At 41.5% G+C, this 11,314-nt stretch carries 11 protein-coding genes and 10 tRNA genes; 15 read left to right on the forward strand and 6 right to left on the reverse strand.

The annotated features are described in order from the left end of the window. Positions 1–4 precede the first annotated feature (4 nt). The gene (locus GMA13_RS09875) at positions 5–355 is read right to left on the reverse strand and encodes a hypothetical protein (RefSeq protein WP_255884361.1); all 351 of its coding nucleotides are present in this window, start codon (positions 353–355) and stop codon (positions 5–7) included. Positions 356–712: 357 nt separating this feature from the next. Between GMA13_RS09875 and GMA13_RS09880 the strand changes: the two genes are divergently transcribed. The 14 genes from GMA13_RS09880 (at position 713) to GMA13_RS09945 (ending at position 7,017) form a co-directional block, all read left to right on the forward strand. Further along, positions 713–1,732, forward strand: coding sequence for a hypothetical protein (locus GMA13_RS09880; RefSeq protein ID WP_255884363.1), 1,020 nt, complete (start codon positions 713–715; stop codon positions 1,730–1,732). Between the two features lie 171 nt (positions 1,733–1,903). Next, positions 1,904–3,892: an NAD-dependent DNA ligase LigA gene (gene ligA / locus GMA13_RS09885; protein WP_255884365.1), complete on the forward strand. Its 1,989-nt coding sequence runs from the start codon at positions 1,904–1,906 to the stop codon at positions 3,890–3,892. Between the two features lie 98 nt (positions 3,893–3,990). Then, the gene (locus tag GMA13_RS09890) at positions 3,991–4,320 is read left to right on the forward strand and encodes a YerC/YecD family TrpR-related protein (RefSeq protein WP_255884367.1); all 330 of its coding nucleotides are present in this window, start codon (positions 3,991–3,993) and stop codon (positions 4,318–4,320) included. After that, the gene (locus GMA13_RS09895; RefSeq protein WP_255884369.1) at positions 4,317–5,066 is read left to right on the forward strand and encodes a class I SAM-dependent methyltransferase; all 750 of its coding nucleotides are present in this window, start codon (positions 4,317–4,319) and stop codon (positions 5,064–5,066) included. Before GMA13_RS09890 ends, GMA13_RS09895 begins: the two co-directional genes overlap by 4 nt. Before the next feature lie 4 nt (positions 5,067–5,070). After that, positions 5,071–5,967 (forward strand): Hsp33 family molecular chaperone HslO, encoded by an 897-nt coding sequence (gene hslO, locus GMA13_RS09900; protein ID WP_255884371.1) that lies wholly within the window; start codon positions 5,071–5,073, stop codon positions 5,965–5,967. A gap of 109 nt (positions 5,968–6,076) precedes the next feature. Then, positions 6,077–6,152, forward strand: a tRNA-Val gene (locus tag GMA13_RS09905). Positions 6,153–6,157: 5 nt separating this feature from the next. Then, positions 6,158–6,234, forward strand: a tRNA-Asp gene (locus tag GMA13_RS09910). Between the two features lie 5 nt (positions 6,235–6,239). Next, positions 6,240–6,315: transfer RNA gene (locus GMA13_RS09915), tRNA-Phe, on the forward strand. 5 nt (positions 6,316–6,320) lie between these two features. After that, positions 6,321–6,396: transfer RNA gene (locus tag GMA13_RS09920), tRNA-Gly, on the forward strand. Between the two features lie 61 nt (positions 6,397–6,457). Continuing rightward, positions 6,458–6,532, forward strand: a tRNA-Cys gene (locus GMA13_RS09925). A 48-nt stretch (positions 6,533–6,580) separates the two neighbouring features. Beyond that, positions 6,581–6,656: transfer RNA gene (locus tag GMA13_RS09930), tRNA-Val, on the forward strand. Between the two features lie 3 nt (positions 6,657–6,659). Continuing rightward, a tRNA-Asp gene (locus GMA13_RS09935) sits at positions 6,660–6,736 on the forward strand. 38 nt (positions 6,737–6,774) lie between these two features. Continuing rightward, positions 6,775–6,850, forward strand: a tRNA-Gly gene (locus GMA13_RS09940). Between the two features lie 91 nt (positions 6,851–6,941). Continuing rightward, positions 6,942–7,017 (forward strand) — tRNA-Ala (locus GMA13_RS09945). Between the two features lie 86 nt (positions 7,018–7,103). Here the strand turns inward: GMA13_RS09945 and GMA13_RS09950 are convergent. From GMA13_RS09950 to GMA13_RS09965, 4 genes are all read right to left on the reverse strand, one after another. Next, positions 7,104–7,244 carry a hypothetical protein gene (locus tag GMA13_RS09950; RefSeq protein WP_255884373.1) on the reverse strand — a complete coding sequence of 47 codons (141 nt, stop codon included), beginning with the start codon at positions 7,242–7,244 and terminating at the stop codon, positions 7,104–7,106. A gap of 293 nt (positions 7,245–7,537) precedes the next feature. After that, complete coding sequence (locus tag GMA13_RS09955) at positions 7,538–8,347, reverse strand: hypothetical protein (protein WP_255884375.1); 810 nt, start codon at positions 8,345–8,347, stop codon at positions 7,538–7,540. A 577-nt stretch (positions 8,348–8,924) separates the two neighbouring features. Then, positions 8,925–9,011, reverse strand: a tRNA-Leu gene (locus tag GMA13_RS09960). 141 nt (positions 9,012–9,152) lie between these two features. Continuing rightward, positions 9,153–9,659 carry a hypothetical protein gene (locus GMA13_RS09965; RefSeq protein WP_255884377.1) on the reverse strand — a complete coding sequence of 169 codons (507 nt, stop codon included), beginning with the start codon at positions 9,657–9,659 and terminating at the stop codon, positions 9,153–9,155. A gap of 220 nt (positions 9,660–9,879) precedes the next feature. On the opposite strand from GMA13_RS09965, the gene pyrB reads away from it, so the two are divergent. Beyond that, a complete protein-coding gene (gene pyrB / locus GMA13_RS09970) occupies positions 9,880–10,956 on the forward strand; it encodes an aspartate carbamoyltransferase (RefSeq protein ID WP_255884379.1) in 1,077 nt (358 codons plus the stop codon). 59 nt (positions 10,957–11,015) lie between these two features. Here the strand turns inward: pyrB and GMA13_RS09975 are convergent. After that, a partial coding sequence (locus tag GMA13_RS09975; RefSeq protein ID WP_255884381.1) for an IS3 family transposase occupies positions 11,016–11,314 on the reverse strand: 299 nt, incomplete at its 5' end.

Genomic DNA, 11,314 nt, shown 5'->3' on the forward strand with positions numbered 1-11,314 from the left:
GCTATTAATTATCTTTTCTGTTTAGCGTAAATGAGGTTTCGTTTGTTTTGAGTAAAAGTATTTTTCCGTTCTCCTCAGTTGAATAATAACCCTCGTAAATCACGCCGCCATCATCTTTTATCTCAAAATGACGGCTATCCTTATTAATTGAAAAGGTTATGTCACGGTCATCCCCATTAAGGTTTAGTTTTCCGCTGAAGTCGATTATATTTTCCGCATCCGTGATATTCAGATATAGGTACGGCTCCTCCGAAATATACTCGCCGTTTGGCTGTGCATTTCCACACGAACACAGCGCAAAAGGTATGAGTAAAATTATCAGTACAAGCAATATTGAAACGGTTTTCTTACGCATAATAAATCTCCTTGAAAAATGTAATAGCGACATTTTCTTTAATAGTGTTGAGAAAATTTTAGCATAATAATTCAGAAAAAACAAGATATTATGTACATTTCACTCATAAAGCAACTAAATCCACATTATCTCTATGATTTTTTTACAAATGTATAAATTTCTACATTTGTCATAAAATAACTGAAATCGCAGATTTTACATCGGTTTATTTTTAACAAAAATTAAGACTTATTAATCGTTTTATTACAAAATTGTATCAATGTTACTGTTAATAGGTAACACGTTTGTAAAAACCGTCAATTGATTGTTTCAAAAAATTGGTGTATAATAACTGCAAGTGTTAAGGAGGTTACATTTATGTCATCAACCGAACCACAGAATAAAGCGGGCTCTAAACGCCGTTCATCAGCTTTGAGAAGCTTAAGAATTAAATCAACTCACATCAAGATTGCCGCTTGCACAGTGCTTGCCGCCGCAGTTGGCGTTACAGGCACAATTTGTATCGCAGGCAACCCGAACTCCTCAGAGATGATGACACGCTCTTTAGTCGAGGGTCTTAACAGCAGTGCTATCAACCCCAAATACATTGATAAGGTAACATTTGCTTACTCAGAAACAACACCGACCGAGCCGCAAACAAATGCAGCAAAGACTTCAAAAAAGGAAAGCAAGTCTGAACAAACCAAAACTAAGAAGTCTGACAAGAAAGACAAGGAAAAATCAAAGGAAAAATCCACCAAAAAGACTACCAAAAAAGCTACCGAAAAAAAGCAGGATAAAACAGAGTCGGTAAAAGCACCGACAGACCCGACTGTATCTGTAACAGAAGCTAATACTTCTGACAGCACACAATCAAAGCCGTCCAATATTACAAGTAACCAGACAGCTATTACAGATCCGGAAACATCTGCTCCTACCACCGAGGAAGAGAGCATCGCTAAAGAGATGCTTTATCAGCAGCAATGGGACGCAGGCTACCTGATGGCTATTGACAATCCGGACTACAGTTATTCCCCTAAGCCGGTAAAGCTTAGCGATAAAGAGTATAACCTTATATGCAGAACGGTAATGCGTGAGATGGGTCACCAGGGCTATATTGGCATAGCGATGGTTGCACAGGCATTCCGTGACGCAATGAATACTGAGGACTATAACGCTTTTGAGGTTGTTGAAAAATTTGGATACAAGGGTGCTACACCTTTAGAACCTAATCAGGAAACAATAGACGCAGTAAATTTTATCTTTAAAGAAAACGGCAGTGCGGTACAGCACAGAATTTTGTTCTACTATGCAACTTGGGGCACAAGTGAATGGCACGAATCACAAAACTTCATTGTTCAATACGGCTGCACAAGATTCTTTGACAGATGGTATTAATCAACTGAATAATTTAGCAATCCAGGATTATATATGCACCTCAAAAGTCAGACGCTTTTGGGGTGCATAATTTTATAGGCATTTAAGCAAAAAACACTTCAAATTAACATTTGACTTGAAATCACCGGAGTATTAGGATAAACTAATATCAAATAAACAGAGGGTGATTATGTGACGGACAAAACAATAATTGAAGAATACACCAGACTATGCAATGAAATAAACTATCACAATGACAGATACTACAATCAGGACAATCCGGAAATCAGTGACTATGAATACGATATGCTGCTGCGCAGACTTGAAACAATTGAGCAGGAGCATCCGGAAATAAAAAAAGACAGCTCCCCGGCTTTGCACGTAGGCGGCAGAGCGTCGGAGAAATTTTCACCGGTTGAGCATACCGTTCCAATGCAGAGCCTGCATGATTCCTTTTCGCACGGGGAGCTTATGGACTTTGACAGGCGTGTGCGTGAGGCTGTTTCATCGCCTGAATACGTTGTAGAGCCAAAGTTTGACGGCCTTTCCGTGTCGGTTGAATACGAGAACGGAGTTCTTGTTAGAGCCTCAACAAGAGGCGACGGCTTGGTGGGAGAGGACGTAACTGATAATATATTGACGATAAAGAATCTTCCGCACAATCTGAAAAAACCTCTGCCCTATCTTGAGGTCAGAGGCGAGGTCTTTATGTCTAACGAAAGCTTTTTAAAACTTTTGAAAAAGCAGGAGGAAAACGAGGAAAAGACGTTTAAAAACCCACGAAATGCAGCGGCAGGTTCGCTAAGGCAGAAGAACAGCGAAATAACAAAGCAGCGTGAGCTTGATATTTTTATTTTTAATATTCAGCAGGTAACAGGTGCCGAAATTAAATCCCACAAGCAATCTCTTGATTTTATCGGTGAGCTTGGTCTGCCAAAACCACCGTTTTATAACTGTTACAGCTCAATGTCAGATGCAATTGATGAGGTGGAAAGAATAGGCGCAATGCGTGGTCAGTTACCGTATCAGATTGACGGCGCAGTAATAAAGCTTAATGACTTTGAAAGCCGTGTGCTTTTGGGCAGCACGGCGAAGTTTCCACGCTGGGCGGAAGCGTATAAATTCCCTCCGGAAGAAAAGGCTACTAAGCTGTTAGATATTGAAATTAACGTCGGCAGAACAGGCGCACTTACCCCGACAGGTATCTTTGAGCCGATTACCCTTGCAGGAACAACCGTCAGCAGAGCTGTTCTTCACAACGAGGATTTCATAAAGGAAAAGGACATTAGAATTGGTGACACTGTAATATTGCGCAAAGCCGGCGAGATTATACCTGAGGTTGTAGCGCTTAAGGAACACGGAGAGAACACTGTTCCGTTTAAAATGCCCGAAATCTGTCCGTCCTGCGGCGGTCCTGTTGTGCGTGAAAACGGAGAAGCAGCTGTTCGCTGCACAAACACCGACTGTCCTGCTCAGCTTATGCGCCATCTGATACATTTTGTTTCCCGTGACGCTATGGATATTGACGGACTCGGCCCGGCTGTGCTTGAACGACTTGTGAATGAGGATATGATAAGCTCACCGGTTGATTTGTATTCTCTTGATTATGATAAAATTGCCGCATTTGACGGTATGGGCGAGCTTTCAGCGGCAAATCTGAAAAAATCCATAGAAAAATCAAAATCTAACGAGCTTTACAGGCTTGTATTTGCACTTGGTATTCGCCATATAGGTCAGAAGGCAGCCAAGCTGTTATGTGAGCATTTCGGCACTATTGAGGCTATAACGACGGCGAACAGCGAAGAGGTTTCAGCGATTGACGGTTTTGGCAAAATAATGGCGGACAGCGTATGCGAGTATTTCTCACTTGAAAGCACACGGGAACTTATTGCAAAGCTGCGTGAGCTTGGCGTTAAGATGCCGACAGCTGAAAAGCAGACAACAGAAAACAAATTCACCGGCAAAACCTTTGTGCTTACAGGAACATTGCCGACAATGAAACGCAGCGAAGCGTCAAAGCTAATAGAAAGCCTTGGCGGAAAGACCTCATCTTCAGTATCAAAAAAGACGGACTATGTGCTTGCAGGCGAAGAAGCAGGCAGCAAGCTTACTAAGGCCCAGAGCCTTGGAATTACAATTCTGAGCGAGGAAGAATTTATGCAGCTGTTCAACGGTGAATAAGTTACGTACTTTAAATTTCATCTTTACTTTTTTTCTTTTCTATGATAAGATTTTATTGTATTAAATCGTGAAATTGGTTTTGGAAAGGATATGTAAATATGAATTCAAAAATTCATAATGAACACACTGATTTTTTGTTTAAAGCTATTTTATCACTTAAAACAATGGACGAGTGCTACTGTTTTTTCGAGGATTTATGCACCGTACCTGAGCTTAAGTCTATTTCTCAACGCCTTGTTGTTGCAAAAATGCTGAGTGAAAAGCGTGTTTACAGCGATATTGTAAAACAGACAGGTGCTTCAACAGCTACAATCAGCCGTGTGAACAGGTCGCTTATTTATGGCAGCGACGGCTATGCAATGGCGTTTAAAAATATTGAGAAGGCTGAAATGGCACAGCAAAGCAAAAGCGAGGATGAGGGAAATTGAGCGCTCAGTACACCGTTTTTTCGGAGTTTTACGATTCTCTGACCTCAAACGTGCATTACAGCGACAGGGCGAACTATATTGAACAGCTGTTAAAGCGCTATAATCATAACCCCGGCATTACGCTTGACCTTGCCTGCGGGACAGGTAGCCTTACAATAGAGCTTAAAAAGCGGGGCTTTGACATTTACGGTGCTGACGCAAGCAGTGATATGCTTATGGTTGCTCAGCAAAAGGCATATGACGAGGAGTTGTCAATTTTGTTTCTGTGTCAAAAAATGCAGAGACTTGACCTTTTCGGAACTATTGACACCTGTATATGCACACTTGACAGTTTAAATCATATAATAAATAAAGAAGAGCTTCAAACGGCTTTTGACAAGGTTTCGCTTTTTATGAACAAGGGCGGAATTTTTGTTTTTGACGTAAACACAGTATATAAGCATAAATATGTGCTTGCGGATAATGTTTTTGTCTATGACAAAAGCTTGGTTTTCTGCGTTTGGCAAAACACGCCTCTTAAGGACAATATCACAAGAATTGACCTTGACTTTTTTGAGAGGTCCGGCAGTATGTACCGCCGCAGCAGTGAAAGCTTCTGCGAGAGAGCATACACACAGCAGGAGCTTGAGCATATAATAAAGAAGTCAGGCTTTGAAATTCTTGACATCTTCGGCGAGATGACCTTTGAAACGCCGAAGGAAGACAGCCAAAGAAATGTATATGTAGTAAAAAAGACAGAGGTATAAATTAATGGATAAAATCATAAGATGCATAACATCAGACGGAGCCGTTATGGCGTCCGTTATTGATTCAACTGACATTGTATATACAGCACAAAAGCTGCACAGCACCTCCCCTGCCGCCACAGCGGCGATTGGCAGGCTTTTAAGCGCAGCCTCAATGATGGGTGCACAGCTTAAACAAAAGAGCGCAACGCTTACCGTGAGGATAAAGGGTGACGGCCCTTTAGGAACTCTTGTAACAGTTGCGGACAGCAACGGAAATGTAAGAGGATATCTTGAAAACAACTGCTGCGAAACCGAGCATTACAGCAAGGGAAAAATCAATGTAGCGGCTGCTGTCGGCAAAAACGGATACATCGACGTTATGCGTGACTATGGAACCGGCGAGCCATATATGAGCCGTGCTGAGCTTTCAACAGGCGAAATAGCAGAAGACATAACCTCCTACTACGTTCAGAGTGAACAGATACCAACAGCCTGTGGTCTTGGCGTACTTTTAGATAAGGAGGACTGCGAGGTAATGCTTGCAGGCGGATTTTTGATTCAGCTTCTGCCTGGCGCTGATGACGCAGCCTGCGACAAGCTTGAAAAGAATATAGCTTCACTTGAACCGATGACAACAATGCTAGCCAAAGGAATGAGCGTTGAGGAAATTTGCCGAACAGCCTTAAACGGTTTTGAAGTTGAGGTTGTTGACAAGCTTCCAGTGCACTACGTTTGCAGTTGCAGCCGTGAGCGTGTAATAAACTCAATAGCGTCACTGAGAAACGAAGATATTGAAACTATGATTGAAGAGGACGGCGGAGCAGAGGTTGCCTGCAATTTTTGTAATAAAAAGTACATCTTCGGGGCTGAAGATTTGCGACAAATAATAGCTTTGAAAAACGAAAAACAAAAAAATTGATTTTTTTTTAAAAAAGTGTTGACTTTTCAACCAAGATGTAGTATCATAATAACCGTCGCTGATGAACAAGTGGTTACAAACCACAAGATATAGAAGCGACGGTTTATGTGGGAGCATAGCTCAGCTGGGAGAGCATCTGCCTTACAAGCAGAGGGTCATAGGTTCGAGCCCTATTGTTCCCACCACATTTGGCCCGGTAGTTCAGTTGGTTAGAACGCTAGCCTGTCACGCTAGAGGTCGACGGTTCGAACCCGTTCCGGGTCGCCAAATTTGCCTTTGTAGCTCAGTCGGTAGAGCAGAGGACTGAAAATCCTCGTGTCGATGGTTCGATTCCGTCCGAAGGCACCATATTTGCGGATGTAGCTCATCTGGTAGAGCGCCACCTTGCCAAGGTGGAGGTAGCGAGTTCGAGCCTCGTCATCCGCTCCAAGCACTTAATTTTGTTAAGTGCTTTTATTAAATCATCTGCCGCAGGCATTTGATTATATTCGGCGACATAGCCAAGCGGTAAGGCATGGGTCTGCAAAACCCTGATTCCCCGGTTCAAATCCGGGTGTCGCCTCCAATTCACTTCTACCCTGTTATAGGGTGTTGTGATTGCATATTTGGCAATGGGAGCATAGCTCAGCTGGGAGAGCATCTGCCTTACAAGCAGAGGGTCATAGGTTCGAGCCCTATTGTTCCCACCATTTGGCCCGGTAGTTCAGTTGGTTAGAACGCTAGCCTGTCACGCTAGAGGTCGACGGTTCGAACCCGTTCCGGGTCGCCAAATTGCCAAAGCGGCGAAGTTAACTTCGCCGTACATTTGCGGATGTAGCTCATCTGGTAGAGCGCCACCTTGCCAAGGTGGAGGTAGCGAGTTCGAGCCTCGTCATCCGCTCCAAGCACTTAACTAAATAAAAGTTAAGTGCTTTTTTATTTACCCTCTTCCCTATGTTCATCTGAAGAAGGATATAATATTAAATTAAATATTCGGGGGTATAGCTCAGCTGGGAGAGCGCTTGAATGGCATTCAAGAGGTCAGCGGTTCGATCCCGCTTATCTCCACCAACTGATAACGATAGGACATTGCTTAATCGCCGCTTGCCGGTGGCTAAGCAACACCCTATCAATCATCACCCCTTATGGGTGGGCGGTTATGTACCGCCCATGATTTCGATTAAACTTTTGATTGCTAATATTAACAAGGTTGCAGTTCCAAGTAATTCAATAGCTTTCAAAAGAAGCTCATTAAGTTGCTCCAACAACTTAATGAGCTTCTTTATTTTCTCAATCAATTTAATCACCGCCTTTCTTTAAGATTTATTAAATCCTGCTGCGAACACATGGGACGGCGGTTCTCGGCTATGATAATAGTTGAAGTTATTGAACATTCACATCATTCCTTTCTTGAAAAATATCCCTCTACTTATAACCCGTAAAAATCGCAAAAACGTAACCTTTTTTCACAGAATTCTTTAACAAACTTTCATTGCGCTTTTTGTACATTTTTGTTGTGATTGTGATTTAGGCATAAAAAAAGACAGAGCGTTTAAACTCTGTCTTGATTTACTTATTTAGTTTTTACTTATCAATAATATCCGGCTTCTCTAACAAGCTTCTTCTCTGTCCAAGCTTCTTTGACTACCTTGGTTTCGTAGTGTCCCTGTTCGGGAACAGTTACTGTTTTAGTGCCAACTTGAACATTTACCCATTCGTCACGATAACTACCTTTTCCACCGTTGAGAAGTTCTTCACCACAGTGACTAATAGGATCATCTGTAATATCTGCTCCACAGTCATTGCATATGGTTCTGCCGTGCTTTTCATACACAGGTTCTTCATATGTGTAAGCCTCTTTATCGACGACCCATACCTGTTTTGTTTCTGCCGGGTGGTTGATATATTCATACTCCGCTTCGTGCCATACCTTTTCCGGCTTTGTCGGCTTTGGAGTTGTCGGCTGACTTGATGTATTGTTATTGGTACTTGGTTTTGAGTTTGTCGGTTCGCTTGATGTGTTGTTGTTGCTCGGCTTAGAGGTTGTCGGTTGGCTTGATGTGTTATTGTTGGTCGGCTTAGAGGCTGTTTCCTGCTTTGAGGTGTTGTTCTTTGCAATTTCTTGTACTTTCTTGATTGTTTCTTTGCCGACGGTGACTTTCTTGCCGTCAACCTCAACAGTTACCTTGCCGTCCTTAACTGTGAGCTTCTTGCCGTTCTTGTCCGTTACGTTGCCATCCTTATCAACCTTAAGGTCTGAAGCCGCAGCTTCTTCGGCTGTCTGCTCAACCTGAGTTGATGTTTCCTTTTCTGATGGGGTGCTTGAGTTTGTCCCTTCGCAAGCTGTCATTGTAATAGCCATTGCTCCGATAACTGCGATTAATAAAACTTTCTTCAACATAATTAATTCCTCTCTTTCAATTCGATGTTTGTATTCTTCAAAAGTGCAGCTTCGGATTTAACGCTGTACCATATCTATAGCTGGGATTTTATCCCTTTCTACACTTATATTATATATCATTAAGTGAAATAATTCAACACTTTTTTGATATTTTATTTGATATTTTTGTGATGTGTATGTTTGGGAACGGCGGGTATTTGTAAAGAAAATTGATTTAGTCAACACAGAACCGGAACCGGTTCCGCTTTTCATTCCAACAGAAAAGAAATATGCATAACAAAAGACAGAGCGTTTAAACTCTGTCTTTATCTTCGCATTTTCTTTTTTGTATAAGTCTGAGCTTTCTGCGGTGGCTGCGATGGGTGCTTAAGCTCTTGCATCAGCTGAGTCTGCCGCTCCGGCTTGATGTTTTGTTTTCTCTCAGCTTCCTTGCTGCTTACTCTTATAGTCAGTAAGTCATAAGTCCTGCCGATATTCGTTACATCAAATCTTATAGCACACTTCTCAAGTCACGGAAATTCATCACACAACACCTACATAAAACCATTGAAAAAAAGCACGCCTAAGCGTGCTTTTTTGGTGCCGGTGGCCGGACTCGAACCGGCACGGTGTCGCCACCGGTGGATTTTGAGTCCACTACGTCTGCCAATTCCATCACACCGGCATATATCAGCCGCCACGCAATATAATTGTATCACAAAAACATTGCGTGACGGACTATTTACTATTTTGCCTGTCGGCAACGGATAATATTATATCCTAAATCAAAGGAAAAATCAAGTGGTTTTGACGAAAAACCTATAAATTAACCTACACTGAAGGAATCAAGAATCTCTTGCAGATACTTCTTTGTGTGCTCATAGTTTTCCTTTGCCTTTTTGTCCTTCGGGTCATACTGCTGTTCGGCAGGATACTGGAAGACATACTGACGATTGCTGTCCTTGCCAAGAACAACATAATCATCAAAACTTATAGTTGAATTCAAATTCTCTGCCCAGATTGTTCCAAGCTTGCCCTCATACTTATTACCCTTTTCGTCCTTTGCGTTAAGCTCCTTAACATACTTATTGTAGATTGTTACAATACTGTCGTTTCCGTTGATGCTGATTTCGTCTTTGACCTCTGACGGAATTGTAAGCTTGTACTTGTAGTTCTCGTTTACATAATTACCGTCAACCGCACTGTTGTTAACAGCATTTGGTGTAGCGCCGGAACTTGTTGCTTTTTGTGTTTCTCCAGAGCATGAACAACCAACAAGAACAGCAGCCATAATTGCCGCTGAGGTTATCAGCGAAATAACTTTCTTTAACATAACATATTCACCTTTCCTGAATAAAATATGGAATACTTATTTATTATAGCACAAATTATATCCTATTTCAATAAATGAAATAAAAATTTCGACGAAATTTTCCGAAAAAATAATGTATTCAAGCAGAATATTCATTTATTCTTTCTTCGTTAAGACTATTTTTCCATAATGCAAAAATTCAAATGATATTTATGGTATAATTTATTGATGATAGGAGGTTTTGTTCGTGTTTGAAAATGTTATTGACCTTGAGGAAATCACCGAGGACAAGCTTAAAAAAGTTATCAGTTTGGCTTGCGAAATAAAAGAGGACCCAAAGCGTTACAGCGAAAGCTGCCACGGCAAAATTCTTGCCACTCTTTTTTACGAGCCTTCAACAAGAACCCAAATGTCATTTCAGGCGGCAATGATGCGCCTTGGCGGCAATACGTTAGGCTTTGATAACCCTATGAATTCTTCGGTTTCTAAGGGTGAAAATCTGAAGGATACCATTCAAATTGTCAGCGGCTATGCTGATATAATCGCAATGCGCCACCCTATTGAGGGTGCTGCAAAAGCGGCAAGCCTTTATTCAAGCGTTCCTATTATTAACGCAGGCGACGGCGGTCATCTGCACCCCACTCAAACGCTCACAGACCTTGTAACACTATACAATGAAGTTGGCAGGCTTGACCATCTTAAAATAGGCTTATGCGGTGATTTAAAGTACGGCAGAACCGTTCATTCGCTTATTAAAACTATGAGCCATTTTGACGGAAATGAGTTTGTACTTATCTCAACCAAGGATTTACAGGTTCCGGGTTATATAAAATCAATTCTTAAAGCGTCCGGATGTAAATACACTGAGCTTAACAGCCTTAGTGATGCAATGCCGATGCTTGATGTGCTGTATATGACGAGAATCCAGCGTGAAAGATTTAAAAGCGAAGAGGAATACAAAAAGCAGAGCGGTGTTTTTGTATTAGACACACCAAAGCTGAGCCTTGGAAAATCTACGCTTAAAATTCTTCATCCTCTGCCCCGTGTTGACGAGATTACCACAGAGGTTGACAATGACCCCAGAGCTGTTTACTTCAAGCAGGCAGTTTACGGTATGTATGCAAGAATGGCGCTTATTTATCTGATGCTTAACGAACCGATACAAACAAAACAGAAGGCTGTGCACATAGAAAAAAGAATTCACAAATGCACCAATCCAAACTGCATTACAAACAGCGAGCCATATTTGCCGAATTCATTTAAAAACTCCGGTGATATGCTGACCTGCCTTTACTGTGACAACAGAATGTTGATTTAACACTATAAAAATTCGGGCGAGAAATGAAGTGAACCCCAAAGTTTAGACAAAATTAAATATTAAATTATCCGTAAATGAGTTCGGTATTGTACCGGGCTCATTTTCAGTTTTGATACTATTCTTTCGTTGTTGTAGTAGTCGATGTATTTCTTTAGTTCATCAATAAAAGTGTTAACACTTTTAAATTTTTCACCATAGAACATTTCAACCTTAAGTCTGCCGAAAAAGTTTTCCATAGCACCATTGTCCATACAGTTTCCTTTTCGTGACATGCTCTGTGTAATGTTGTGCTCAGAGAGTAATTGCTGATATTCAGCGTGCTGGTATTGCCATCCCTGGTCTGAATGAAATACAGGTG

This window comes from Ruminococcus sp. zg-924 (genome assembly GCF_024433635.1).
GTDB lineage: Bacteria > Bacillota > Clostridia > Oscillospirales > Acutalibacteraceae > UBA7067.